The following is a 23586-nucleotide window of genomic DNA, read 5'->3' on the forward strand; positions in this document are numbered from 1 at the left end:
TAATGGGTAGGGGCACGCCTTGTGCGCGGCCGTCAGGCCGTGCCCGCGCGAGAGCTCACGGTGTCGATCAGAGCAATAGACGTGTATCGGCCACGTCCGCCGCGGTCGACCGGTCCAGTCCGCGTGCCACGAAGCGCCGCAGCGCCGCGCCCGGACGCATGTCGCTGCGGCCGCGGGCAAAGGTGGACTGGCGCGCGAGCAGCGCGGCCGCGGCGCAGCGGGCCAGCGTGAGCGACAGGCAGCGAGCCGCGGCTTCCAGGTCCGCACGGTTGTTCCCGGACGCCTGCCATTGCCGTGAGGCCGCATCGAGCGCGGCGTGGATCGGCGCCACCGCTTCGGGTTCGTGGCAGCCGTCGACCCAGCCGGCGATCGCGGTGCGCAGCGCATCCAGGCCTTCGCCGAGCGCGCGCAGGCTGTCCAGCGCAAGCACGTTGGTGGTGCCTTCCCAGATCGCGTAGACCTGCGCGTCGCGCAGCAGTTGCGGCAGGCCGGTGTCCTCGATGTAGCCGGCGCCGCCGAAGCATTCGAGCGCTTCGGAGCACAACGCCACCGCGACCTTCCCGGTCCACAGCTTGGCCAGTGGCGTGAGCAGGCGCAGCAGTGCACTTTCGTGCGGGGCCGCCTGGCCCTGTTCCACGCGGCCGAGCAATTGCACGACCTCGAACGCCAGCGCGAACGCGCCCTCGAACTCGGCGCGCATGTCGGCCAGGGTGCGTGCATGCAGTGGTTGCTCGATCAACGGACGGCCAAACGCTTCGCGCCGCGCCGCGTAGTCGCAGGCGAGCGCCAGGGCGCGGGCCATGCTGGCCACCGCGCAGACGGCGTTCCAGGTGCGCGTGACGTTGAGCATCGGCGCGACCTGGCGCACGCCCTGGGCCAGCTCGCCCAGCGGCCAGGCCGGAAGGCCCTCGAGGTGGATCTCGGCGGTCGGCAGCTCGCGGGTGCCGAGCTTGTCTTTCAGGCGATCGACGACGAGCTCCGGCTTGCGCGCGGCGCCGTCCATCGTCTCCACGTAGAACAGCGCCAGCGCGGCAGTCCCGTCGCCTGCGCCTTCCGGGCGTGCGAGCGCCAGCGCGGCCTCGCCGACCACCGCCGAGCTGAACCACTTGCGCCCGTGCAGGCGCCAGTGGCCGGCTTCATCCTGGCGCGCGATGGTCCCGGTGCGTGCTACGTCGGAGCCGCCCGCGGTCTCGGTCATCCATTGGCCGCTCAGCCAGAACGTGGCCGGGTCGCGGCTCAGGAAATGCGGCAACGCGCGGTCGATCAGCGCCTGGTTGCCGGAAGCCTTCAGCGCCGCGATGGCTCCGTCGGTCATCGCCAGCGGGCAGGTGTAGAACTCGCTGGCCAGGTGGTAGAGGTAGACGCGTGCGAACTGTTCCAGTCGCGCGTGTTCGTGCGGCTCGTGACCGGCCGCCAGGATGGCGTGGCGGGTGGTCAGGCCGGGGCCTTCCTGCCAGGCGTCGGTCAGTTCGATGCGATCCACGCGCCGGCCCCAGGCATCCCAGCGCGTGAGCACCGGTGTCCGTGGCGTGCTGCGGCGGGCGCGCTCCCAGGCAAACTGCGCGTAGTCGCCGAGCGCGTCGAGGTCGGTATCGAGCGCCGGCCGGCGAACCGACAGGATCACTCGGTCCAGCAAGGCCAGCAGCGTGCGGTCGTTGCGGTAGGGGTGGACCAGTTGAGGCGCGGCCTGCAGGAAATCCATGGTGCGATCCCGTTGCTCGATACGCGCGAGTATAGGAGCGGCTTCGTGGGCGCCGTGCGAGATCCTTCGGCGTCGGGGTGTGTGCCTGAACCAGGGCTTCCATGGCCCCGGATGCCACTCGCGCTGGACACGGCGCGCATCCGAAGTCGAAGCCCAGCCACAAACCCCATGCCCCTCTCCCTTCGGGGGAAACTATGCCGCCAGGCCGGTGAGGGTCCCGAGGGAGCGACGTGGCGGACCTCGCCGCAAAACCTTCTTCGGGCAAGCCGCCTCAGCCTTGCGGCTTGCTGCGCTTGACCCCCGCTCCAAGGGCCACGATAAGCAGCAGCGTCAAGCCGATCTCCGCCAGCGCCAGCCACTTCTCGGTCGGCGCACTCCAGGCCTCGGCCACGCCATGGCAAAAGTAGAACAGGCTGAGGATGCCCACCCACAGCAGCGCGCGGCGCAGGTCCGGCAGGGCGGCGAACGGCAGCAGCAGCGGCACCACGGTGATCGCCAATGCCAGCCAGGTGGGCAGATGCTCCGGACGGGCGAGCCACCCGTGCCATGCCAGTTGCAGGGCAATCAGCGCGACCCACGCGACCCGGCCGATGCGGTAGGGCAGTGCGATCGGCGTGCTCATGCCGGGGTCGCCAGCTTGCGTGCGGTTTCTGCCAGCCGTCGTCCAAGCGCTCTGGCCAAATCCCGCTCATGCTCGCTGATCGCATTGTCGCCCTTGGCGCCGGCCACATGACTGGCGCCGTAGGGCGTGCCGCCGCTGCCGGTAGCGGTCAGCGCCGGCTCGGTGAACGGGATGCCGAGCAGCACCATGCCGTGGTGCAGCAGCGGCAGCGCCATGGTCAGCAGCGTCGCCTCCTGCCCGCCGTGCATCGTGCTGGTGGAGGTGAACACCGCCGCCGGCTTGCCAGCCAGCGTGCCGCTCGCCCATTCGGCGCCGGTGGTGTCCAGGAAATGCTTCAGCGGCGCGGCCATGTTGCCGAAGCGCGTGGGACTGCCCAACGCAAGGCCTGCGCACTCGGACAGATCCGCGCGACTGACGTACGGCGCGCCCTCATCAGGCACCGGCGGCTGCGCGGTCTCGGTGACTGGTGCGACCGGGGGTACCTGGCGCAGGCGTGCTTCCAGGCCGGCCTCCTCCACGCCGCGCGCGATCAGGCGCGCAAGTTGGGCGGTGTGGCCGCTTCGGCTGTAGTAGAGGACCAGGATCGTCAGGCTCATGCAGGCTCGGTTGGGCGTTCGCGGGCGATCGGGTAGTGTAGCGGCCGCCTTCCGCTTGATGGTGCCGTCCATGGCCTGGCGTTTCGACCGCGACCGCGCGCTCAGCTTCAGCCGCTTCATCTGGCAGCGGTTCATCGACGACAAATGCTTCGAGACCGCCGGCGCGCTGTCCTACACCACGCTGGTCTCGCTGGTGCCGCTGATGGTGGCGGTGCTGGCGATGCTGTCGGTGTTCCCGGTGTTCCAGAGCGCGCGCGACGTGCTGCTGAACTTCGTGTTCCAGAACTTCCTGCCGACGACCGTGGCCAAGGTGCAGGCCACGCTGCAGACCTTCGCCGCCAACGCCAGCCAGCTCACCGGCATCAGCATCCTGGTCATGCTGTTCAGCGCGCTCTCGATGATGATCAGCATCGAGGACCGCCTCAACCGCATCTTCCGCGTGCACCAGCCGCGCAGCTGGAGCTCGCGCCTGCTGCTGTACTGGGCCGCGCTGACGCTCGGGCCGATCCTGGCGGTCGGCGGCATCGCGGTGACCTCGTACGTGACGGCGATGCCGTTGCTGGCCGGCGCCTACGCGCACCTGGGCCTGGGGCAGCGCCTGCTCGGCGTGCTGCCGTTCGTGGTGACCTTCATCACCCTGTGGCTGATGTATGCGGCGATTCCCAACTGCAAGGTGCGCCGCAGCGACGCGGCGATCGGCGCGCTGCTGGGCGCGGTGCTGTTCGAGGTCGCGCGCTGGGGCTTCACGCTGTTCGTCAGCAACGCGCAGACCTACCAGCAGATCTATGGCGTGCTGGCGACGATCCCGATCTTCCTGCTGTGGATCTACCTTTCGTGGGTGATCGCGATCCTCGGCGCGTCGATCGCCGCCTCGCTGTCGGCCTACGAGTACCACGCACCGGCCGAGACGTTGCCCGAAGGTGCGGAGTTCCTCGGCCTGATGGTGGTGCTGCGCCACTTCGTCGATGCGCAACGCGATGGCTGCAGCGTCGACCCCGCCACCGTGCGGTTGCAGGAGCCCTACCTGCGCAGCGCCAGCATCGCCACCTACTTCGACGACCTGCAGCGCGCCGACCTGATCCAGCGCGGTGAGGCGGGCGGCTGGCTTCTGAGCCGCAGCCTCGACAGCACGGACCTGTTGCGGGTGTATCGTCACACCAGTTACCGCCTGCCGCTGCACCCCATGGAGGAAGCGCAGGCCCTTGGCATCAACCTGCCGGCCGCCCTGATCGCCCTGCTCGCGGAGGTGGCGCGGATGCTGGACGACACGCTGGGCCGGCGACTGGACCACACATTCCCGCCGCCCCCGCCCGAACCGGAGAACCCCCTCCCATGAAGCTCGCCCCGCTCGCCCTTGCCGCCTGCCTGCTCGCCGGCGCGGCGCCCGCGCATGCGGCCATGCCGGCGCAGCCGACGCTCAAAGTGACCACCCTGGACGGCAAGCCGTTCGACCTGGCCGCGCAGCGCGGGCACTGGGTGATCGTCAACTTCTGGGCGACCTGGTGCGTGCCCTGCATCAAGGAGATGCCCGACATCTCGCGATTCGTGAAGACGCACGCCAACGTGCGCGCCATCGGCCTGGCCTACGAGGACAGCGACAAGACGGACATCCAGGCGTTCCTCGCCAAACACCCGGTGAGCTACCCCATCGCCCAGGTCTCGCTGGACGATTCGCCGAAGGATTTCGACGAGCCGCGCGGCCTGCCCACCACCTACCTGATCGCGCCCGACGGCCATGTGGCCAAGCGCTTTGTCGGCCCGGTGACCGAACAGTCGCTGGGCGCCGCGGTCGGCCAGTGACATGGCGGCCGCCCGTTTTCTCTTGAGCGGTCGGGTGCAGGGCGTGTTCTATCGCGCCAGCACCCGCGAACAGGCGCGGCGGCTGGACCTGACCGGCCACGCCCGCAACCTGCCGGACGGATGCGTCGAGGTGCTAGCGTACGGTCCGCCCGAGGCGCTCGATGCGCTGGAGCGCTGGCTTTGGCAGGGGCCGCCAGCGGCGAAGGTCGAAGGCGTGCAACGCGAAGCCTTCGACGGTCCGGCTCCCAGAGACTTCACTACCGGCTGATCGGCGTACGCCACGCAGGTCGCGAGGTTTCAGTCGCCATCGTGATCAAGCCGCTTGCTACCGCCAGCAGCAGCAGCGAAATCGTGCTACGCACATCCCACGCCAGCGCGCGCGCAGGGAACATCCACGCGGCGACGGCCGTGGCGCAGATGGCCAGCAGCGTCGTGACGATGAGGATCGTGCGTCGCCGCCGTGCGCGATGCCGGATGCGCCGCATCACGCGCTCGGCAAAACCATTGTCCGGGACGGTTCCGCCGGACAGGCAAACCAGCGTCTTGAAGTCGTCGTGGTCGATCATGGGGTGACCTTATCGAGTCTGGCGAGGCGCTCCAGCTTGCCGCGCGCTCGGCGGATGAGCGATTTGATCGTGCCGAGCGGAAGCCCCATGGCTTGGGCGACTTCCGGGTGGCTGAGATCATGACGGTAGTGCAGCAGCAAGGCCGCGCGCTCGTCCTCGCGAAGGGTATCGAGCAGTCGGTCAAGGGTGAGCTTGCCAATCAGGTCCGGGCGCGGGTCCACCGGTTCGAGCGCCTGGTTCAGCATCGGCTGCCTGGCAAGTTCGCGTTGCTGGGCTACGAACGCCTGCCAGGCAATGCGGAACAGCCAGCTCAGCAGGCGCCCGCGTCCCTGGAATCCGGCCAGGTGGCGATAGGCGCGCAGGAAGGTTTCCTGCGCCAGGTCCTCGACGCGTTCGACATCGTTGCGCGTGAGCCGGCTCAGGAAGCCGCGCACGGCCGATTGATGGAGACGTACCAGCTGGGCGAACGCATGATGGTCATCGTGCAGCACCACCTGCCGGATCCACGCCGCTTCCTGCGCGTCATCGCGCGTGCTCATCGAGCTTCCATAGCAGCAGGCAAGCCAGTCCGAGGGCTGCCGGGATGAAACCCAACACCCAGCCCTTGCCGCCAACGAAGTAGGTGACAACCGACCAGGACACACCCGTCGCGAGAAGCAATAGGCCGCGGCGCAGATCCCTGCTTGCCGGGTGCGGCAGGCCCGCCAGGGTCGGCCATTGCTGGCTGCCCACCCCTTGGTCGATCAACCGTTGCAGCGTGCGCTGCTGCTCGATCTTCAGGCGCGCGAACGCGAGCACGATACTGGCCAGGACCAGCGAAAGGCCAAGAATTCCGGCGATGGCGAGCAAGGTCTGTTGCATGGGATCTCCTAGGGCTTGGTGCCGAAACGGCGATAGCTGAGCGGGGGCAGTTCGATCCTCGACGGGAAATCGTCCGTGGTCGCGGAGAGGTAGGCGCGCATCCGTGCCCACATCGGCGGCCAGTGCGCGTAGAGGTTGTACAGCGCGCCATGCGTGCCGCCAACGACTTCGACCACCCGTGCGTTCGGCAAGGTGGCGGCAACCTCCCGGGCGTTTTCCAGGGGTGTGGAGGTGTCCCAGGTGCCCTGGAAAATGAGGGCAGGAACCTTGGCATGGACGGGCGTGGGGTCGTGCTTGTCCGGGTCGACCGGCCAGAGGTCGCACAGATCGGCGTACTCCTGGTTGACGTCACCCAGCAGGCGGCGTGCCGGCGAGGCCTCGTAGCGCTGACGCCGTGACGGACTGATGCCAGCCGAGCAATCCATCATGTAGTGCATCGGGTCTTGCAGGCGCAGGGTGCGATGGGCCAAGGCAAAGCGGGCAACCTGCAGGTAGTTGCCCCGGGCCATCGTCATGATCCAGTCGGGCCACGCATTGGGGTGACTTCGTCGGCCGGCGTCGCGGCGGAGCATCAGCCGCACCCAGTCGTCGTCGACGACCACCGTTGCGGGATTGCCTTGGTCGGGCAGGGCAACGGCCACCGGATGCGCATGCAGCCGGTCGAGCGTGCGCTGCAGCGAGGCCAGCAGACCTCCCTCGGGGAGGTCGCGGACGAGCGCCGGCGATTGCTGTGCGTCCTGCGCGATGCGAGCGAGCGAAGCGAGCACGCCCGCCGGATCGTCCCAGGTCTGGTTGGGGCCTTCCATCCCGTAAAGCACCATGCGGTCGACGCTCCGGGGGTGCTTTCGCAGGTACGCCAACGCCAGGTGCGAACCGTAGCTGCCACCTATCAGGGTGATCCGCCGGTAGCCAAGCGCTCTGCGCAGGTCGTCCAGATCCTCGGCGTTCGCCTGGGTGTTGTATGCGGCAAGGTCCACGCCTGCGGCGAGCCAGTGGTCGCGGCAGGCGCGGACCATGCGCCGCAGATTGTCACGCACCTGGTCCATGTCCAGCGGACGATCGACACGCAGCGGCGTGCTTTGCAGGCAATGCATGGCCGGCAACGCGTGGCCGCCACCCCGCTGATCGAACAAGACGACGTCGGCGATGGAGCGATAGAACATGACTTCGCGGAAGTTTTCCGCGTGTTCGATCAGATCGAGCCAGGATGCCCCCGGACCGCCGGCCAGCAGGAAGATCGGCGTGGCCGGATGGGGCGAGGTCGACTTCAGCCGGTACCACGGGATCGTGAGCTGGCGACGGGAGGAAGGGTCCCGGCTTTCCGGTACGAGCAGCTTGCCTGCTTCTACCGTGGTGGTGTGGCCGTCATCGGCCTGAATCCGCTTTGCATGCGGGTACGGCGCCGATGTCGCGGCGCAGGTCAGCGCGGCTCCTGCGAGTAGCCCGAACAGATATTTCATGCGCGTCGTCCATGGGAATGCTTTCCCTACAGAACAACGAAAGGCCTGGATTGGATTCAGCTCCGTCGGCGATCAAGGCCCCGTCGTGCGCGTGGTGGCGAGAACGGCAGTTCAGAAAGCCAGATCGATCGGCGGCCGGCCGATGCGATGGCGGGTGCCGATCGTCTGCACCACGCGGCGGAAATCCATGGCGAACCCGGCGATGTCGAACAGCGGCGAGCGTGTGCGCAGCTCGGCCAGTTCGGCGCGAATGGTAGCGAGGGCGGGTCGATCACGACCCAACCGGACGGCCGTTGCCACGAAGGCATCCGGATCGTCGGCGACCAGTTCGGGCAGATGGGCGTGGTGCAGCAGGCTGGCGGCCATGCGACCGGCGAACGTATCGCCGGTACAGGTCAGCAGCAGACAGCCGGCCGACAACGCGTCGATGGCGGTGTTACGGGCGCCGCAGGGGAGGGTGTCCAGGCACAGGTCGACCAGCGCGTAGCGCGCCAGGTAGTCCGCGTGCGACAGCTCGGGCAGGAAGACCAACCGATCCGGCGATACCTCCAGCCCGGCGGCCTGGGCGCGCAGGCGCTGCTCGACGCCGTCAGGTCCCGTGCGCAGCCACAACATGCTGCCCGGTACCTCGCGCAGGATCTGCATGAAGCGCGCGAACACCTCCGGGCCGATCGTGGCGGTAGCGTTGAAACAGGCGAACACCGTGCCCGTGGCGGGCAGGCTGCATTCGCCGCGCGTGGGCGGCGGTGCCATCGCGCAGCCTTCGAGCGGCAGGAAGCAGCGGGGCAGCGACAGCACTTTCTCGCTGTAGCCTTCGCGATGCGATGGCGGCAACACGGCGGTGTCGGCGAGGATGTAGTCGATCCATGGAGCACCGGCGGTGCCCGGGTACGCCAGCCAGTTCACCTGTACGGGCGCCGGGCGCAAGGCCAGGATGTCCGCATTGGTGTGCGCGCCGTAACCGGTGAGGTCGAACAGCACCTCGACGCCCTGTGCGTGGATGCGCTCGGCCACCTGCGGGGGCGGTAGCGCGTCGACCGCGTGCAACGGCGCTGCCGCCGACAGGCGCTGGCGAATCGGGCTGCCATCGTCAATGTTCGTGGCGAACAGGTGCAACTCCAGCCCGCCCAGCGCGGCCAGGGCCTCGACCAGCCCGGACACGGCGCGGCCTGTCGGATGGTCGCCAAAGCTATCGGAAAGGAGGCCGACGCGAATCGGTGCATCCGGCGCGGGCCGGGGCAGGGTGAAGGCGAGCTGCTGGCGCAACGGCGCCAAGTGGTGCTCGATGGTTCGGGTGAAGGTTTCCATCGCCTTGCGCTGGAGCGCGCGGTCGAATGGCTCCAGCGGCAGCGCGAAGGGCACGATGCCCGGTTGCCCGGTTTCGATCGCCTCGCGCAGGCGCGTGGTCAACGACGCCTGCTCGCGCCAGTCGGCCAGACGTCGCCGCAGCACGGCCAGCCGACTCAGTGCGGCCCCGGAGTGCGGCGCCAGTTGCAGCGCGCGCGCATACGCCTCGGCCGCCTCGGCCGGTCGGTCGGATGCCTCGAGCATCCGCGCAGCCTGGAAGGCGTGGCGTGGTTCGCGCGGTGCCAGTCGCTCGGCCTCCAGCCAGGCGCTGGCGGCTTCCGCGCTGTGGCCCTGCGCCTGCAACGCGTGCCCGAGCAGGGCGTGGGCCGCATCCAGGCGGGGTGCGAGCGTCAATGCCTCGCGCGCGTGCACCAGCGCCTGCGCGGCATCGCCCAGCTCGAGCTCCACTTCGGCGAGATTGAGGCGCAGGCCCGGGTGTTGCGGTGCCGCGCGCAGCGCTTGGGTGAAGGTCTCGCGTGCTTCCTCGTGGCGGGCAGCGACCATCAGCGCCACGCCGAGCACCTGCAGAACGGCCGGGTGGCCAGGCGTGCGCGCCAGTGTGGCGCGCAGCCGTTCGATGGCGGCCTTGGGGCGCCCATCCTCCAGCGCCACGTTGGCGAGGTTGCACTGCACTTCGATGCTGTCCGGCGCCAACTCGGCGGCCCGGTTCAGGGCACTCAAGCCGTCGGGGCGACGACCCAGCTGCAGCAATGCAACGCCGTGCAGGCGAACCAGTTCGCTCGCCAGGGGAAAATGTCGGCGCGCGCGTGCGGCCAGCGCCTCGGCTTCCTGGCTGGCGCCTTGGCGAAGCAGATGCGCCAGGCGATTGAGCAAGGCTTCCAGCTCGGCGCGCGCGTTCGCCGGCATGGTGCTCTTGCCGTCGGCAGAGCCACCCGGAAAGCCTGTCGTCATCGCCATCGATTCCCCAAGCCTGCTACGCTGGCCTGCACTGCCGCTGCCCGCAAGGATGCCATGGTCGCCAGTCCAATGGAAAAACGTGCGCCCCCCTCGACCCGAGGCAACAAGCGCCAGCCGTACGCGCCCTGTGAGGATGCCCCTTGCGGCACCCTCGTTCCCGTGCCACGCCGACCCGCCGCCCGCCGCCGGGCCGCCGCCATGCGTCGTTGTGTCGCCGCGGTGCTGGTCGCGGGACTTGCCGCCCTTCCTGCCGCCTGCTCATCGCCCATGGACGACATCAAGCTCAATCCGCACCCCACGCAGCGCTACGAACTCATTGCCACGGTCGACGCGCCCGGTGCGTTCGATTCGGTGGAGGGTTTTCTGTCGTACGACGTGACCAATGTCGAGTGCGTGCCGAAAAATCCGGTCGAAGGGGCGCGCAACGTTCCAACCACGAGCCGGTCGTTCGTGCTGACGCGCGTGGACGAGCGCACGTGGAAGGGCAGCTTCTACCGGGATCTGTTGGAGGACGAGGACTACTTCGGGCTGGGTGTCTGCCATTGGGATATAGGCACCGTCAGTCCCGGTTTTGTGGTGCATGGGCAGACGTTTGGTCCTGGACTGATGTTGCCCATGGTTCTGAGTGATCAACCTTTCAGGCGCTATTTCAGCAAGGCCGACTACTTCAATCGCTCGAATAACGATATGAATGCGGGCGTGGCGTTGGAACGACCAAGCCATGATGAGGAGGTCAGGAAACATCCAGACCGCTTCTTCCATATAGAGGTCCAGGCGCGAAAGGTCGTGCCATGAGGCCGGCGAGCGAGGACTATGCCTGGGCCGCGAGGACGTCCTACCGCAATCTAGATCCCAACAAGGACGAACAAAAAAAGGTCGTGCTCAACGGCCATCCGTACAAGGTTTTTGCCTATAGGGAAAGCCCGTCCGGTTTCCATGCCACAGCCTATCGACAGCTGGAGCCGCCTTATGGCGTCGTCATCGCCTACCGCGGAACCGATCCGGACTTCAGGAGCCACACGCTGACAGGTGTGCAAGATGTTGCCGTGGACACCATCATGGTCGCCAACGGTTTCAACCCGCAGGAGGCCGACGCCCGCAGCTTTACGCAGGCGGTGCTGGAGAAGGCGGCAAGGCAGAGCATTCCGCGCGACCTGGTAACCGTCACCGGCCACTCCATGGGCGGCACCCTCGCGCAGATCGAAGCGTGGCGTTTCGGCCTGCGTGGGGAGACTTTCAACGCCTACGGCGCCGCGGAGCTGGGCATCGGCGTTCCCGAGGGCGGCAGCCAGGTGATCGACAACGTCCTTGCGGGCGACCCGGTAAGCGCGTGCAGCCGCCATTTCGGGCAGGTCCGCGTCTATGCCACGCCCGCGGACGTGGCGAGCTTGCGCGAAACGGGCTACCTCGACGGGCAGCGCGGCTTGGGGAAGGCGCTTGCCACGCTGCGCGTCGCGGATCATGGCATCGACAACTGGGCGCCCGACGAGGGCGAGTCGGTGCTGACGGCAGCGAACGAGGCCCGCGCGGAGCGTTACGCCAGCGTCATTGCCACGTTCCGCCAGGATACGTGGGCGGCGCGTGCCGGCTTGCATGCCTCGACCAAGGTGCCCTGGTCGGCGACCTGGAGTCTGGCGCGGGTGACCGAAGCGGTCGAGTTGGCGACGGCGACAGGCTTGCATGCGAAGGCTGAAGGCAGCCGGCTGGGTCGCGCCCTGGCGCGTGAAGCAGGGCAGGTCTGGGCCGGGGCGCGAGAGGTCGTGCAGGACACCCGCGAGGTGATCGCGCACGCCGCGCTGGGTGCGGTGAGGCATCTGGAAGAGGGATGGGCTGGCGCCCGCAGTGCGCTCGCCCAAGGCCCCCGTTTCGCAGTGGGCTTGCCAACGTCCGATTTGTATCCCGCGCCGGCCAGCGGCACGGCGGCACCGCGCATGCCCGCGGTGTCGGAAGCGCCACGCCTGGATGACCGCGGTCACCCTGCCAGTGGCCTTTACGCTCAGGCATTTGACGCGGTCAAACAGATGGAGGCCCGTCACGGGCTACCGGGCGGCCCGCACAGCGAACGCGTGGCCGGGGCGCTGACGGTGGCGGCTCGGCGCGAGGGTTTGCAGCGGATCGACCGGGCGGAGCCTTCGGCGGATCGGGGCAGGGTGATCGCCGTACAAGGTGAGCTGCGGAGCCCGTCTCGCCGGCTGGCAGCAGTCGATGCCGCGCTTGCTGCCAATACGCCGTTGGAACGCAGCAGTGCCGAAGCGTTCTGGGCGCAAGCGCCGGATGTGCACCAGCCCATGCCCTTAGCCATGCAGGCGGTCATGCACTCGCAGGCGCGCTGATCGCGCCCGGCGAAGCCGGCCCCATCGGTGCCGGGCGACCGATGTCCGGCGGCGGAAGCTTTACCCCGATTACGAGGCGAGGCTCTTGAGCTCGTCGGCCTGGTGCTCGCGGGTGAGCGTGTCGACCAGCTCATCCAGGTCGCCCGCCAGCACTTCGGGCAGGCGGTACAGGGTGAGGTTGACGCGGTGGTCGGTGATGCGGCCCTGCGGGAAGTTGTAAGTGCGGATGCGCTGGCTGCGGTCGCCCGAACCCACCTGCAGGCGGCGCTCCTGCGCCTGCGCGGCCGCCTGTTTGCTCTGCGCCTCGTCGAGCAGGCGCGCCTTCAGCAGCGACAGTGCGCGCGCGCGGTTCTTATGCTGGCTGCGCTCGTCCTGGCACTCGACCACGATGCCGGTGGGCAGGTGCGTGATGCGGATGGCCGAATCGGTCTTGTTGACGTGCTGACCGCCGGCCCCGGAGGCGCGGAAAGTGTCGGTCTTCAGGTCCGCCGGGTTGATTTGGATGTCGTCGATCTCGTCCATCTCCGGCAGGATCGCGACCGTCGCGGCCGAGGTGTGGATGCGCCCCTGCGATTCGGTTTCCGGCACGCGCTGCACGCGGTGCGTGCCCGATTCGAACTTCAACCGCGAGTAGGCGCCCTTGCCCTCGATGCGCGCGACGATCTCCTTGTAGCCACCGTGCTCGCCGGGGCTTTCGCTCAGCACTTCCACATGCCAGCGGCGGCGCTCGGCGTAGCGCGCGTACATGCGGAACAGGTCGCCGGCGAACAAGGCAGCCTCGTCGCCGCCGGTGCCGGCGCGTACTTCCAGGAACAGGTTGGCTTCGTCGCGCGGGTCCTTGGGCAGCAGCAGGATCTGCAGTTCACCGTCCAGTTCGGCCAGGCGCGTTTCCAGGCGCGCGACGTCGTCGGCGGCCATCTCGCGCAGTTCCGGATCGGTGAGCATGGCGCGCGTCTGGGCCAGTTCCCGCTCGGCACCGTCGTGCTCGCGCAGCGCGGCAGCGACCGGCTCGACCTGCGCGTATTCGCGGGACAGTTCGCGGAAGCGACTGGCGTCGGCCAGTACGTCCGGCTGGGCCAGCAGCAGGCCGATTTCTTCGTGGCGCTCGGCCAGGGATTCGAGTTTGCGGCGGATCGATGGGGTCATGGAAAAGCCAGGGGACACGGGAGGGAAGCAACCGGCATGCGCCGGCTCACGAGGCGGGAGGCGGCAGCCAGCCGCCCTCGCTATTCGTCCCTCGGCTCCGACTCACCATATAGCCGGCCTGCCGCGTGCAGCAGGTCGAGATCGCCGTTGAGCGCCGCCTCGCGCAGGCGCGCGCTCGGGTGGTGCAGCAGCTTGTTGGTCAGCGTGTTGGCGAGGAACGCCAGCGCCTCGTCCGGCGTCTTGCCACGCGCCAGCATCGCCTGCGCCTTGGCCAGCACCTCGTCGCGATAGCGCTCGGCATGCAGGCGCAGGTCGATCGCCGGGTTGCGCAGGGTCAGCGCGCGGCGCCAGGCCATATAGCGGTCGACCTGCAGGTCGATGATCGTCTCGGCCTCGCGCGCCGCGGCCTCGCGCGAGCGGCGGTTCTCGTCGATCACCTGCTGCAGGTCATCGATGGCATACAGATAGACATCCTCCAGCGAGGCGACCGCTGGGTCGATGTCGCGCGGCACCGCGATGTCGACCATGAACATCGGCTTGCGCTTGCGCGCCGCCACCGCCCGCTCGACCATCGGCCGGGTCACCACCGGCTGGCGCGCGGCGGTGGAGGAGATGACGATGTCGGCCTCGGCCAGGTGCTGCGGGAGGTCGGCCAGCGCAATGGCGTAACCGCCGTAGCGGCTGGCCAGCTCCTGCGCGTTTTCCAGCGTGCGGTTGGCCACGATCAGGCGGCTGACCTGCTTGTCCACCAGGTGCCGCGCGGCCAGTTCGATGGTGTCGCCGGCGCCGATCAGCAGCACGCAGGCCTGTTTGAGGTCGGTGAACACCTGCTCGGCCAGCCGCACGGCGGTAAAGGCCACCGAGACCGTGTGCGCGCCGATGCGGGTATCGGTGCGCACGCGCTTGGCGACGGCGAAGGTGTGCTGCAGCAGGCGGTCCAGCGGCGCGCCGAGCGCCCGCGCGTCGCGCGCGAGCTGGTAGGCATCCTTTACCTGCCCCAGGATCTGCGGCTCGCCCAGCACCATCGAGTCCAGGCCCGTGGCGACGCGGAACATGTGGCGTACCGCCGCGTCCTCGTCATGCCGGTAGAGGAACTCGTCCAGCTTGCCCGGGGTCAAGCGATGGTGGCGGTTGAGCCACGCCTGCGGCGCCTGCTCGGCACCCTCGGCCACGCCGACATACAGCTCGGTGCGGTTGCAGGTGGAGAGGATCAGCGCCTCTTCCACGCCGGGCTCGGCGCGCAATTCGCGCAAGGCCTCGCCGGCGGCGTCTGCATCGAACGCCACCTGTTCGCGCAGGCTGACCGGCGCGGTGAGGTGATTGAGCCCGAGGGCGATCAGCGGCATGGCGTGGAATGCGAAGTGACGACGGGGTATCCGCGGCGGCGTAGGCTAAGCTTTCGGTACCGGGCGCGATCAGGTACGGGCCGGACGGACGATGGGATGAGGACTAGTGTGCTGAGCGTGAAGGGCAAGTTCAAGCAACTGCGGCATTTTGCAGGCGCAGCCGGTTGCGCGCTGGGCCTGGCTGCGTGCGCGGGGCTGCCCGCCGGGAAGGCTCCCATGCCCACCCCGAAGCAGCCGCTGGACCGGCTCACCGTGGTGACACCGGACGCGCAGCACGACCTGCTGGCGCAGCTGCTGGCCGGCGAAATGGCGCTGACCCGCAACGACCTCAAGGGCGCCTCGGCGCGTTACACGCAGGCGATGGCGCTGTCGAACGACCCCGCCGTCGCCCGGCGCGCGGCGGAACTGGCCCTGGCGGTACGCGACACGGCCGCCGCGCGACGCGCGATCGACCGTTGGCAGGCGCTCGGCGCCAGCCCGGCGGACCTCGCCCAGGCCCGCGCCGAACTGGCGCTGTCCACCGGCGATACCGTCGGTGCGCGCGAGCAACTGGAACGCCTGGTCGGCAGTGGCGACCCGCACGCCTGGCGCCGCTTCGGCCGTGCCCTTATCGGTGCGCGCGATCCGGCCCAGGCTGCCCAGTTGCTGGAAGCCCTGGCCACGCCTGAGCGGCTGCCGGCCGACCCGCAGGCCTGGCTGGCGATGAGCGAGCTGGGCGAAAAGCTGGGCCGGCCCCGTTACGCCATGCAGATCGCCGATGCCGCGGTGGCGCGCTTCCACGACACCGAGACTTACGCCTGGGCGGCGCAGATGAAGTTCAAGGCCGGCGACAAGAAAGCCGCCACGGTGCTGCTCAGGCAGGCGCTGGCGCGTTCGCCGGACAACGTTCGCCTGCGCCTGACCTATGCCAGCCTGCTCAGCCAGGGCGGCGACTACCAGGCCGCCGCGAAGCTGCTGGACAAGGGCGCGCAGAGCGCCGAAACCTACGCCCTGCGCGCCGGACTGGCAGCAGAGGCGCACGACAAGAAGGCCATCGCCAGGCTCTATCGGGAGCTCAAGCAAGCGCCGGCCGATGTGCGCGAAAGCAGCGCGTTCCTGCTCGGCCAACTGGCGGAGATGCAGGACCACGACGCCGAAGCGCTGGACTGGTACGACCAGGTCGGCGACGACGACCCGCACGCCTTCGATGCCGACCTGCGCAGCGCGGTGATCCTGCACACCCAGGGCAAGGTGGACGACGCCCATGCGCTGCTGGAGCAACTGGAGACCGCCTACCTCGACCAGCCCGAGGAACTGCGCCGCGCCTGGCAGGCCGACGCCGAGCTCTACATGCGCGAGGGGCACTACGCGCAAGCCGCCAAGGCGTACGATCATGCGCTGCAGGTGTTGCCGGACGATCCCGGCCTGCTCTACGGCCGCGGCCTGGCCTACGCCGAGGCGGGCAACATCGACCGCGCGGTGGCGGATTTCCGGCATCTGCTCAAGCTCAAGCCGGACGACATCGACGCAAGCAACGCGCTCGGTTACACGCTGGCCGACGCCGATCGCGATTTGCCTGAAGCGAAAAAGCTGATCGAGATGGCCCGTTCCGCCAAGCCACACGATCCGGCAATCGCCGATTCCTGGGGCTGGTTGCAGTACCGCCTGGGGCATCTCGACGAGGCCGCACGCACGCTGCGCCAGGCCTGGAGCGCCGCGAAGGATGCCGACGTCGGCGTGCATCTGGGCGAGGTGCTGTGGAAGCTCGGCAAGCGCCAGGACGCCCGGCACGTGTTCGACCAGGTTCGCAAGATCGACCCGCGCAACGTCAATCTGCGCGATACCTTGCGGCGCCTCGAGCCATGAGGCGCCTCCTCTTTCTGGGTGCGGCAGCCGGCCTGCTGCTGACCGCCTGCGCGCCGGTGCCGGTGCGCAGGCCGGCCGACGAGGCCGCGCTCGCCGCACAGGCGGCGCGCGAGCGGCAGCTTTCGGGCGTGGACCGGTGGACGCTGGAAGGCCACCTGGCGGTGTCCGATGGGCATGATGGCGGCAGCGGCAGCCTGCGCTGGAAGCAGGACGGGCAACGCTACGATTTCGAGCTGCGCGCGCCGATCACCGGCAAGAGCTTCCGCTTGAGCGGCGGCCCTGACGGGGCCCTGCTCGAAGGCATCGAGGGCGGCCCGCTGCGCGGCCCCGACGCCGAGGCGCTGATGCGCAAGGCGTTGGGCTGGGAGGTGCCGCTGGACGATCTGCGCGCCTGGGTGCTCGGCCTGCGCGCGGCCGGTGCGCCTGCCGAACTGCGCTTTGGTGAACACGACCTGCCGTCCCTGCTCGTGCAGGATGGCTGGACGGTGGACTACCGTGCCTGGGACGCGACGCAGCAGCCGCCGTTGCCGCAGAAGGTGTTCGCCAGCCGTCCGCCCTACAAGGTCAAGCTGTCGATCGACAGCTTCCGGCTTGGCGCGGCGTCCTGCGCCGACTGCGGGCGCTGAGGCCATGGTGGTGACCATCGTGCGCGCCGTGGCCGCGCAGGTGCCCACGTTGTGCGCGATCGAGCGTGCGGCGGTGGAACTGTTCCGCGGCCATCGCGCGTGGCCCGCCTATGCGGCGATGGCGATCCCGCCCGAACTGCTGGAAGTGGCGGTCACGCGCGGCCTGGTCTGGGTGGCGCTGGAAGAGGGTGTACCGGTCGGCTTCGTGTGGCTGCAGGACGGGATGGCCGAAGGCGCCGTCGAAATCGCCGAGATCGACGTCCTGCCTGCCAACGGACGCCAAGGGATTGGCGCCGCCCTGCTCGAACACGCCTGCGCCTGGGCGGGCGAGGCCGGCTACCGACGCATCGACCTGGGCACGCTGGCCGACGTGCCGTGGAACGCGCCGTTCTATGCCAGGCACGGCTTCGCGGCGGTGGACAAGGCCGACCCGACCTTCGCCCGCGCCCGCGAGCGCGACCGCGAAAACGGTTTTCCCGATGCTTTGCGCGTCTTCATGTCGCGCCCGCTTGCCGCGCCCGAGTCCGACGCATGGACCGTCTGGCCGGCGCCGGCCAAGCTCAACCTGTTCCTGCGCATCGTGGGTCGCCGCGCCGACGGCTACCACGACCTGCAGACGGTGTTCCGCCTGCTCGACTGGGGCGACGAACTGCGCGTGCGCGTACGCAGGGACGGCGTCATCGCCCGCGTGAACGAGGTCCGCGGCGTGCCGGCCGAGACCGACCTGGTGGTACGCGCCGCGCGCCTGCTGCAGGCGGAAGCCGGCGTGACACTGGGTGCCGAGATCGCGGTGGACAAGCGCATCCCGATGGGCGGCGGCCTCGGTGGCGGCAGCTCCGACGCCGCCACCGCGCTGGTCGCGCTCAACCACCTGTGGGGCTGCGGCCTCGACGAGGATGCGCTGGCCGGCCTGGCGTACCGCCTGGGCGCCGACGTGCCGGTGTTCGTGCGTGGTCGCTCGGCATGGGCCGAAGGCGTGGGCGAGCAGCTCACGCCCGTCACGCTGCCGCGGCGCTGGTACGTGGTGCTGGACCCGCGCGACCACGTGCCCACCGCGGCCTTGTTTCAAGCGTCTGAATTGACACGAAATGCACCGCCGGCGACAATTTCATCCTTTGCTTCCGGCGAAACGGCAGAAAACGCATTCGAGCCGGTCGTGCGCGCGCGACACCCGAACGTGGCCGCGGCGCTGGACTGGCTCTCGCGCTTCGGTCGTGCCCGGCTTTCCGGCAGCGGCGGGTGCGTTTTCCTGGAAACCGCCTCGCTCGCGCAGGCGCGCAAAGTGGTGCGGGAGTGTCCTCCGGCATTCACGGCGCAACTGGCCGCGGGACTGGAGGTTTCGCCCCTGCATCGGGCTCTCGCGCGCCATCGCGCATGGGCCGCGGCGCCGGGGCAGCCGTTGCGGGCTTGAAACACACGGCAGGCGGTCAGGACGACGGCCTGTCAACGAAACACTGGGGCGTCGCCAAGCTGGTTAAGGCACGGGATTTTGATTCCCGCATGCGCAGGTTCGAATCCTGCCGCCCCAGCCACATTGAATCGGCCATTCACGAATGGCTCTTTGAGGAATCCAAAGTGGACACGTCCACCCCGATGCTCTTCACCGGCAATGCCCATCGCGCCCTGGCCGAGGACGTCGCGCAGCGACTCGGCGTGCCGCTGGGCAAGGCCCTTGTCGGCAAGTTCAGCGACGGCGAAGTGCAGATCGAGATCGAGGAGAACGTCCGCCGCCAGGAAGTCTTCGTGCTGCAGCCGACCGGCGCGCCTAGCGCGGAGAACCTGATCGAGATGCTCGCGCTGGTGGACGCGCTCAAGCGCGCCTCGGCCGCCACTGTCACAGCGGTCATGCCGTACTTCGGCTACGCCCGGCAGGATCGCCGGCCGCGCTCGGCGCGCGTGCCGATCACCGCAAAAATGGTGGCCACGCTGATCGGTACCGCCGGCGTCGATCGTGTGCTCACGGTGGACCTGCACGCCGACCAGATCCAGGGCTTCTTCGACATCCCGGTGGACAACGTCTACGCCTCGCCGATCCTGTTGGCGGACATCTGGCGCAACCACTCGATGGACGACCTGATCGTGGTCAGCCCCGACGTCGGCGGCGTGGTGCGCGCCCGCGCGATCGCCAAGCGGCTGGACGACGCGGACCTGGCGATCATCGACAAGCGCCGCCCGAAGGCCAACGTCGCCACGGTGATGAACATCATTGGCGAGGTCGACGGCAAGACCTGCGTGCTGGTCGACGACATCGTCGACACCGCCGGCACCCTGTGCGCCGCGGCCGCGGCGCTGAAGGAGCGCGGCGCGCGCAAGGTGGTCGCCTACTGCGTGCACCCGGTGCTCTCCGGTGCGGCGATCGGCAACATCGAGAACTCCCAGCTCGACCAGCTGGTGGTCACCAATACGCTGCCGCTGCGCCCCGAGGCGCAGGGCTGCAGCAAGATTCGCCAGCTCTCGGTCGCCGAGCTGCTGGCCGAAACCATTCGCCGCATCGCCTTCGGCGAGTCGGTGAGTTCGCTTTACGTGGACTGACGGTCCGCGTTCCCAAGGCTTCCCTGGTCGCGGGGAAGTCACCTGTCCGCCGCGAGGCGGGCAAACACCAACCAAGGTAGTAACAGCAATGGCCCAGACTCATGAAATCAAGGCCCAGAGCCGCACGGACGAGGGGAAAGGTGCGAGCCGCCGCCTGCGTCACGCGGCGATGGTGCCTGCCGTCGTCTACGGTGGCACCCAGCCGCCGCAGAGCATCCAGATCGAGCACAACACCATCCTGCTCGCCGCCAAGAACGAGTGGTTCTTCTCCTCGATCCTCGACCTGAACGTCGACGGCAAGGTGCAGAAGGTGCTGGTGCGCGACTGGCAGAAGCATCCGTTCAAGCAGCAGATGCTGCACATGGACTTCCTGCGCGTGAACGAGAACGAAGCGATCCGCGTCAACGTGCCGCTGCACTTCCTCAACCAGGAGAAGTCGCCGGCCGGCAAGACCTCCGGCGTGGTGATCTCGCACAACCTGACCGAGGTTGAGGTGTCCTGCCTGCCGGGTAACCTGCCGGAGTTCATCGAGCTCGACCTGGTTGACCTGAAGCCCGGCGACATCGTCCACCTGTCGCAGATCAAGTTGCCCAAGGGCGTGAGCCTGCCGGCGCTGAGCCTGGGCGCGGACCACGACATCGCCGTGGTCACCGCCAACGCGGTCAAGGAAGAAGCCGAGCCGGCCGCCGAAGCGGCCGCGCCGGAAGGCGAAGCCAAGCCCGCCGAGAAGAAGTAAGCGAAGTCCGGGCCTCCCGCCTCGCGGGAGGCCCGGCCATCGGCTCACGGCATGGCTGGACTCAAGCTCATCGTCGGCCTGGGCAATCCCGGCGCCGAATACCTCCGGACCCGGCACAATGCCGGGTTCTGGTTTGTGGACGCACTGGCTTCGGGCCAGGGCGAGCGCTTCGCCTTCGATGGCAAGCTGCACGGCGAGGCCTGCCGCGTGCGCATCGGTGGCGACGGTGTGTGGTTGCTCAAGCCATCCACCTTCATGAACAAGAGCGGCATCGCGGTCGTCTCCGCGCTGCGCTACTACAAGATCCAGCCCGACGAGTGCCTGGTGGCGCACGACGAGCTGGACCTGTCAGCGGGCACCGTGCGAATGAAGTTCGACGGCGGCCACGGGGGCCAGAACGGCCTGCGCGACACCATGCAGCATCTCGGGCATGGCAAGTTCCACCGTCTGCGCATCGGCATCGGCCATCCGGGCCACAAGGACAAGGTCACACCCTGGGTGCTCGGCAAGCCGTCCGCGCAGGACGAGGACGCGATCCTCGACGGCATCGCCCGCGCGCTCGACGTGCTGCCGCTGGCGGTCGGCGGGCAGTTCGACAAGGCGATGCAGCAGCTGCATACGAAATAGCCGGGATTTGGGAGTCGGGATACGGGATTCGTCAGACGCACGGCGGCCCGCTCCTTCGAATCCCGAATCCCAAATCACGAATCCCGGAGTCAAACCCATGGGCATCAAATGCGGCATCGTCGGCCTGCCCAACGTCGGCAAGTCCACTCTGTTCAACGCGCTGACCAAGGCCGGCATCGCCGCCGCCAACTTCCCGTTCTGCACGATCGAGCCGAACGTGGGCGTGGTGCCCGTGCCCGATGAGCGCCTCAATGCGCTATCGGCGATCGTCAATCCGCAGAAGGTGATTCCGACCGCGGTGGAGTTCGTCGACATCGCCGGCCTGGTCGCCGGCGCGTCCAAGGGCGAGGGTCTGGGCAACAAGTTCCTGGCGCACATCCGCGAGGTCGACGCGATCGCGCACGTGGTGCGCTGCTTCGAGCACAGCGACATCGTGCACGTGGCCGGCAAGGTCGATCCCATCGCCGACATCGAGACGATCGATACCGAGCTCGCGCTCGCCGACCTGGACTCGGTCGAGAAGGCGCTCAACCGCGCCGAGCGCGCGGCCAAGGCCAACGACAAGGAAGCGCTGGCGAAGAAGCCGGTTCTGCAGAAGCTCGCCGCCGCGTTGAACGAAGGCAAGTCCGCGCGCAGCGTGGAGCTGGACGAGGAAGAGAAGGCGCTGGTTCGCGACCTGTTCCTGCTCACGCTCAAGCCGCTGATGTACATCGCCAACGTGCGCGAGGACGGTTTCGAGGACAACCCGCACCTGGATGCCGTGCGTACGCGCGCCGCGACCGAGGGCGCCGAGGTGGTGCCGGTGTGCGCGGCGATCGAAGAGGAAATGGCGCAGCTCGACGACGCCGACCGCGACGAGTTCCTCAAGGACCTGGGCCTGGACGAGCCGGGTTTGAACCGCGTGATCCGCGCCGGCTACAAGCTGCTCAACCTGCAGACGTACTTCACCGCGGGGGTGAAGGAAGTGCGCGCATGGACGGTGAAGAAGGGCGCCACCGCGCCGCAGGCCGCGGGCGTGATCCATACCGATTTCGAGCGCGGCTTCATCCGTGCCGAGACGGTGTCCTACGACGACTTCATCCAGTACAAGGGCGAGGCCGGCGCCGCCCAGGCCGGCCGTCTGCGCAAGGAAGGCAAGGACTACCTCGTCAAGGACGGCGATGTGTTGCACTTCCTGTTCAACGTCTGAGCTCGGCCGTATTCGCCGGTCTGCAGGGCGATCCCGCCCAAGGGTGCCTCATCCGCCTGCCGGCACCTTCCCCTGCGGAGCGGGAGAGGCTCCTGATGGGAGGCCGTCGTCGATCCTTCCCCCGCCTGCGGGGGAAGGTGCCCGAAGGGCGGATGGGGGCGGACGAGCCGTATCGCCTCACTTGACGAAGTTTCTTCCGCGCGGCACCCGGTTGCAGCGGCGAGCCACCGGCATCCAGGGTTGCCAGGATGTTTTTGACTGCGACTGCCGGGGTCCACCGTGGCGACCGGATGGCGCGCAGCAAGATACCCATCCCATCCCCAAACGCCCGTTGACCCGGATCGGCTTTCCCGCTCGACTGCCTTAAGTGCCGATTAAGCGCTTTACCCGGAGCATCGGGTAAAGGGCATCTCGCCCGATGGAGGCATGAATATGACCAAGCATTGGCCAGGCAAATCCGCGATGGCGATGGCTGCCCTGCTGCTTGCGTCGGCTGTGGCACTGCCGACCGTCGCATCGGCGCATGATCGGCACGATCGCGGCTGGCACGGACGCGGACATTACGATCGCGGCTGGCATGATCATTACCGCCATGACCGCGGCGGCCATTGGAGCGGCGGTCGCTGGGTCGCCGGCGCCATCGTCGCCGGCGCCGTCATCGGCCTGGTCGACGATGCGCTCCGCCCGCCGCCGCGCGTGGTCTACGAGCGTCCGGTCTATCGGCGCCCGGTGCGGGTCGTCTACGAAGAGCCGGTAGTGACCCGCCGCGTGGTCGAAACGCGCACGGTCTACGTCGAGCAGGCGCCGCCCACCCGCTATGTTGGCTACTACGGCGACTGACATACGTGCCAACCGAACGCGGAAAGGCCCGGCCATGCCGGGCCTTTTTTTATGCCCGCGACCATCATCCGGCAGGCGGCAATTCCGCACCGCTGCCGTGGCGCGCGGCGTGTTCGCGCATCTGCTCGAACCTTGCCTTGTCTACCATTTCCACCGAGGAAATTGCACAAGGCGGCTGCTCGCGGGCGCTGACGCTCTCGCCCAGGTCCCCGCAGATGCGGCCACCGCCGACCGACTTGCCGGACTCGCTGGCCTCGAGCAGGAAACCCGGCACGCCGATGCCCAGGCGCGGGCAATCGGCCTTCAGGTGCACCACATAGCGATACGGGCCCGTGCGGACCAACGCCGTGTGTGCATCGACCACGTGCCATTCGTTGATCTTGTCGGTCTGGATGCACTGGGCGTATGGCAGCGCCTTGCCTGGCCCGTTGGCGGCGAGCGCGGCGGAGCTGGTGGCGACAAGCAGCAGCAGGAAGGACAGGCGTTTCATGGCA

The 23586-nt window shown here is 68.6% G+C and carries 24 protein-coding genes and 1 tRNA gene; 14 read left to right on the forward strand and 11 right to left on the reverse strand.

All coding sequences use genetic code 11. The features are described 5' to 3' along the window. Window positions 1-67: 67 nt before the first annotated feature. The 3 genes from ACFWZ3_RS13645 to wrbA form a co-directional block, all read right to left on the reverse strand. On the reverse strand, window positions 68-1702 hold the full coding sequence (locus tag ACFWZ3_RS13645) for an acyl-CoA dehydrogenase family protein (RefSeq protein WP_439708261.1): 1635 nt from the start codon (window positions 1700-1702) through the stop codon (window positions 68-70). A 271-nt stretch (window positions 1703-1973) separates the two neighbouring features. Next, window positions 1974-2324: a DUF2069 domain-containing protein gene (locus tag ACFWZ3_RS13650; RefSeq protein ID WP_439708262.1), complete on the reverse strand. Its 351-nt coding sequence runs from the start codon at window positions 2322-2324 to the stop codon at window positions 1974-1976. Beyond that, window positions 2321-2920 (reverse strand): NAD(P)H:quinone oxidoreductase, encoded by a 600-nt coding sequence (gene wrbA / locus ACFWZ3_RS13655; RefSeq protein ID WP_439708263.1) that lies wholly within the window; start codon window positions 2918-2920, stop codon window positions 2321-2323. Before wrbA ends, ACFWZ3_RS13650 begins: the two co-directional genes overlap by 4 nt. Window positions 2921-2990: 70 nt before the next feature. Between wrbA and ACFWZ3_RS13660 the strand changes: the two genes are divergently transcribed. Genes ACFWZ3_RS13660 through ACFWZ3_RS13670 form a run of 3 tightly spaced genes read left to right on the forward strand, consistent with a single transcriptional unit; the run spans window position 2991 to window position 4988 of the window. Continuing rightward, the gene (locus ACFWZ3_RS13660; protein WP_439708264.1) at window positions 2991-4256 is read left to right on the forward strand and encodes a YihY family inner membrane protein; all 1266 of its coding nucleotides are present in this window, start codon (window positions 2991-2993) and stop codon (window positions 4254-4256) included. Beyond that, window positions 4253-4720, forward strand: a complete 468-nt coding sequence (locus tag ACFWZ3_RS13665; protein ID WP_439708265.1) for a TlpA family protein disulfide reductase — start codon at window positions 4253-4255, stop codon at window positions 4718-4720. Before ACFWZ3_RS13660 ends, ACFWZ3_RS13665 begins: the two co-directional genes overlap by 4 nt. Window position 4721: 1 nt before the next feature. After that, window positions 4722-4988 (forward strand): acylphosphatase, encoded by a 267-nt coding sequence (locus ACFWZ3_RS13670; RefSeq protein WP_439708266.1) that lies wholly within the window; start codon window positions 4722-4724, stop codon window positions 4986-4988. Here ACFWZ3_RS13670 and ACFWZ3_RS13675 read toward each other — a convergent pair. From ACFWZ3_RS13675 to ACFWZ3_RS13695, 5 genes are all read right to left on the reverse strand, one after another. Beyond that, window positions 4978-5286, reverse strand: a complete 309-nt coding sequence (locus tag ACFWZ3_RS13675; RefSeq protein WP_439708267.1) for a hypothetical protein — start codon at window positions 5284-5286, stop codon at window positions 4978-4980. The genes ACFWZ3_RS13670 and ACFWZ3_RS13675 overlap by 11 nt on opposite strands. Next, window positions 5283-5825: a sigma-70 family RNA polymerase sigma factor gene (locus ACFWZ3_RS13680; RefSeq protein ID WP_439708268.1), complete on the reverse strand. Its 543-nt coding sequence runs from the start codon at window positions 5823-5825 to the stop codon at window positions 5283-5285. The genes ACFWZ3_RS13675 and ACFWZ3_RS13680 overlap by 4 nt, the downstream gene beginning before the upstream one ends. Beyond that, window positions 5809-6147 carry a DUF6249 domain-containing protein gene (locus tag ACFWZ3_RS13685; RefSeq protein ID WP_439708269.1) on the reverse strand — a complete coding sequence of 113 codons (339 nt, stop codon included), beginning with the start codon at window positions 6145-6147 and terminating at the stop codon, window positions 5809-5811. The genes ACFWZ3_RS13680 and ACFWZ3_RS13685 overlap by 17 nt, the downstream gene beginning before the upstream one ends. Before the next feature lie 8 nt (window positions 6148-6155). Continuing rightward, window positions 6156-7607 carry an alpha/beta fold hydrolase gene (locus ACFWZ3_RS13690; RefSeq protein ID WP_439708270.1) on the reverse strand — a complete coding sequence of 484 codons (1452 nt, stop codon included), beginning with the start codon at window positions 7605-7607 and terminating at the stop codon, window positions 6156-6158. A gap of 111 nt (window positions 7608-7718) precedes the next feature. After that, a complete protein-coding gene (locus ACFWZ3_RS13695) occupies window positions 7719-9872 on the reverse strand; it encodes an O-linked N-acetylglucosamine transferase family protein (protein ID WP_439708271.1) in 2154 nt (717 codons plus the stop codon). A 54-nt stretch (window positions 9873-9926) separates the two neighbouring features. On the opposite strand from ACFWZ3_RS13695, the gene ACFWZ3_RS13700 reads away from it, so the two are divergent. Both ACFWZ3_RS13700 and ACFWZ3_RS13705 read left to right on the forward strand, forming a co-directional pair. After that, entirely contained in the window at window positions 9927-10667 is a 741-nt protein-coding gene (locus tag ACFWZ3_RS13700) for a hypothetical protein (protein ID WP_439708272.1), read from the forward strand. Beyond that, window positions 10664-12205, forward strand: a complete 1542-nt coding sequence (locus tag ACFWZ3_RS13705; RefSeq protein WP_439708273.1) for an XVIPCD domain-containing protein — start codon at window positions 10664-10666, stop codon at window positions 12203-12205. Before ACFWZ3_RS13700 ends, ACFWZ3_RS13705 begins: the two co-directional genes overlap by 4 nt. Window positions 12206-12274: 69 nt before the next feature. Here the strand turns inward: ACFWZ3_RS13705 and prfA are convergent, their stop codons facing one another. Further along, entirely contained in the window at window positions 12275-13351 is a 1077-nt protein-coding gene (gene prfA / locus ACFWZ3_RS13710; RefSeq protein ID WP_439708274.1) for a peptide chain release factor 1, read from the reverse strand. 80 nt (window positions 13352-13431) lie between these two features. Then, window positions 13432-14697: a glutamyl-tRNA reductase gene (gene hemA / locus ACFWZ3_RS13715; protein WP_439708275.1), complete on the reverse strand. Its 1266-nt coding sequence runs from the start codon at window positions 14695-14697 to the stop codon at window positions 13432-13434. Between the two features lie 216 nt (window positions 14698-14913). Here hemA and ACFWZ3_RS13720 point away from each other — a divergent pair, with 216 nt between their 5' ends. From ACFWZ3_RS13720 to ACFWZ3_RS13760, 9 genes are all read left to right on the forward strand, one after another. Then, window positions 14914-16542: a tetratricopeptide repeat protein gene (locus ACFWZ3_RS13720; RefSeq protein ID WP_439708276.1), complete on the forward strand. Its 1629-nt coding sequence runs from the start codon at window positions 14914-14916 to the stop codon at window positions 16540-16542. Next, window positions 16539-17168: a lipoprotein insertase outer membrane protein LolB gene (gene lolB, locus ACFWZ3_RS13725; protein WP_439708277.1), complete on the forward strand. Its 630-nt coding sequence runs from the start codon at window positions 16539-16541 to the stop codon at window positions 17166-17168. Before ACFWZ3_RS13720 ends, lolB begins: the two co-directional genes overlap by 4 nt. Before the next feature lie 4 nt (window positions 17169-17172). Beyond that, window positions 17173-18579: a 4-(cytidine 5'-diphospho)-2-C-methyl-D-erythritol kinase gene (gene ispE, locus ACFWZ3_RS13730; protein ID WP_439708278.1), complete on the forward strand. Its 1407-nt coding sequence runs from the start codon at window positions 17173-17175 to the stop codon at window positions 18577-18579. A gap of 44 nt (window positions 18580-18623) precedes the next feature. Next, window positions 18624-18700 (forward strand) — tRNA-Gln (locus ACFWZ3_RS13735). A gap of 61 nt (window positions 18701-18761) precedes the next feature. After that, complete coding sequence (locus ACFWZ3_RS13740) at window positions 18762-19700, forward strand: ribose-phosphate diphosphokinase (protein ID WP_439708327.1); 939 nt, start codon at window positions 18762-18764, stop codon at window positions 19698-19700. 88 nt (window positions 19701-19788) lie between these two features. Next, window positions 19789-20436, forward strand: a complete 648-nt coding sequence (locus tag ACFWZ3_RS13745; protein ID WP_439708279.1) for a 50S ribosomal protein L25/general stress protein Ctc — start codon at window positions 19789-19791, stop codon at window positions 20434-20436. A 51-nt stretch (window positions 20437-20487) separates the two neighbouring features. Then, the gene (gene pth / locus ACFWZ3_RS13750) at window positions 20488-21063 is read left to right on the forward strand and encodes an aminoacyl-tRNA hydrolase (RefSeq protein ID WP_439708280.1); all 576 of its coding nucleotides are present in this window, start codon (window positions 20488-20490) and stop codon (window positions 21061-21063) included. A 97-nt stretch (window positions 21064-21160) separates the two neighbouring features. After that, window positions 21161-22252 (forward strand): redox-regulated ATPase YchF, encoded by a 1092-nt coding sequence (gene ychF, locus ACFWZ3_RS13755; RefSeq protein ID WP_439708281.1) that lies wholly within the window; start codon window positions 21161-21163, stop codon window positions 22250-22252. A 426-nt stretch (window positions 22253-22678) separates the two neighbouring features. After that, window positions 22679-23092: a hypothetical protein gene (locus ACFWZ3_RS13760; RefSeq protein ID WP_439708282.1), complete on the forward strand. Its 414-nt coding sequence runs from the start codon at window positions 22679-22681 to the stop codon at window positions 23090-23092. A gap of 64 nt (window positions 23093-23156) precedes the next feature. On the opposite strand, the gene ACFWZ3_RS13765 is transcribed toward ACFWZ3_RS13760, so the two are convergent. Then, on the reverse strand, window positions 23157-23582 hold the full coding sequence (locus tag ACFWZ3_RS13765) for a DUF6491 family protein (protein WP_439708283.1): 426 nt from the start codon (window positions 23580-23582) through the stop codon (window positions 23157-23159). Window positions 23583-23586: the final 4 nt, after the last annotated feature.

It is taken from the genome of Frateuria sp. GZRR35, assembly GCF_051900415.1.
Classification (GTDB): domain Bacteria; phylum Pseudomonadota; class Gammaproteobacteria; order Xanthomonadales; family Rhodanobacteraceae; genus Frateuria_A.

Bases quoted from the DNA above. Each gene is read 5' to 3' on its own strand.
- ACFWZ3_RS13645 (WP_439708261.1), bottom strand. From the start codon at position 1,702: ATGGATTTCCTGCAGGCCGCGCCTCAACTGGTCCACCCCTACCGCAAC.
- ACFWZ3_RS13650 (WP_439708262.1), bottom strand. From the start codon at position 2,324: ATGAGCACGCCGATCGCACTGCCCTACCGCATCGGCCGGGTCGCGTGG.
- wrbA (WP_439708263.1), bottom strand. From the start codon at position 2,920: ATGAGCCTGACGATCCTGGTCCTCTACTACAGCCGAAGCGGCCACACC.
- ACFWZ3_RS13660 (WP_439708264.1), top strand. From the start codon at position 2,991: ATGGCCTGGCGTTTCGACCGCGACCGCGCGCTCAGCTTCAGCCGCTTC.
- ACFWZ3_RS13665 (WP_439708265.1), top strand. From the start codon at position 4,253: ATGAAGCTCGCCCCGCTCGCCCTTGCCGCCTGCCTGCTCGCCGGCGCG.
- ACFWZ3_RS13670 (WP_439708266.1), top strand. From the start codon at position 4,722: ATGGCGGCCGCCCGTTTTCTCTTGAGCGGTCGGGTGCAGGGCGTGTTC.
- ACFWZ3_RS13675 (WP_439708267.1), bottom strand. From the start codon at position 5,286: ATGATCGACCACGACGACTTCAAGACGCTGGTTTGCCTGTCCGGCGGA.
- ACFWZ3_RS13680 (WP_439708268.1), bottom strand. From the start codon at position 5,825: ATGAGCACGCGCGATGACGCGCAGGAAGCGGCGTGGATCCGGCAGGTG.
- ACFWZ3_RS13685 (WP_439708269.1), bottom strand. From the start codon at position 6,147: ATGCAACAGACCTTGCTCGCCATCGCCGGAATTCTTGGCCTTTCGCTG.
- ACFWZ3_RS13690 (WP_439708270.1), bottom strand. From the start codon at position 7,607: ATGAAATATCTGTTCGGGCTACTCGCAGGAGCCGCGCTGACCTGCGCC.
- ACFWZ3_RS13695 (WP_439708271.1), bottom strand. From the start codon at position 9,872: ATGGCGATGACGACAGGCTTTCCGGGTGGCTCTGCCGACGGCAAGAGC.
- ACFWZ3_RS13700 (WP_439708272.1), top strand. From the start codon at position 9,927: ATGGTCGCCAGTCCAATGGAAAAACGTGCGCCCCCCTCGACCCGAGGC.
- ACFWZ3_RS13705 (WP_439708273.1), top strand. From the start codon at position 10,664: ATGAGGCCGGCGAGCGAGGACTATGCCTGGGCCGCGAGGACGTCCTAC.
- prfA (WP_439708274.1), bottom strand. From the start codon at position 13,351: ATGACCCCATCGATCCGCCGCAAACTCGAATCCCTGGCCGAGCGCCAC.
- hemA (WP_439708275.1), bottom strand. From the start codon at position 14,697: ATGCCGCTGATCGCCCTCGGGCTCAATCACCTCACCGCGCCGGTCAGC.
- ACFWZ3_RS13720 (WP_439708276.1), top strand. From the start codon at position 14,914: ATGCCCACCCCGAAGCAGCCGCTGGACCGGCTCACCGTGGTGACACCG.
- lolB (WP_439708277.1), top strand. From the start codon at position 16,539: ATGAGGCGCCTCCTCTTTCTGGGTGCGGCAGCCGGCCTGCTGCTGACC.
- ispE (WP_439708278.1), top strand. From the start codon at position 17,173: ATGGTGGTGACCATCGTGCGCGCCGTGGCCGCGCAGGTGCCCACGTTG.
- ACFWZ3_RS13740 (WP_439708327.1), top strand. From the start codon at position 18,762: ATGCTCTTCACCGGCAATGCCCATCGCGCCCTGGCCGAGGACGTCGCG.
- ACFWZ3_RS13745 (WP_439708279.1), top strand. From the start codon at position 19,789: ATGGCCCAGACTCATGAAATCAAGGCCCAGAGCCGCACGGACGAGGGG.
- pth (WP_439708280.1), top strand. From the start codon at position 20,488: ATGGCTGGACTCAAGCTCATCGTCGGCCTGGGCAATCCCGGCGCCGAA.
- ychF (WP_439708281.1), top strand. From the start codon at position 21,161: ATGGGCATCAAATGCGGCATCGTCGGCCTGCCCAACGTCGGCAAGTCC.
- ACFWZ3_RS13760 (WP_439708282.1), top strand. From the start codon at position 22,679: ATGAATATGACCAAGCATTGGCCAGGCAAATCCGCGATGGCGATGGCT.
- ACFWZ3_RS13765 (WP_439708283.1), bottom strand. From the start codon at position 23,582: ATGAAACGCCTGTCCTTCCTGCTGCTGCTTGTCGCCACCAGCTCCGCC.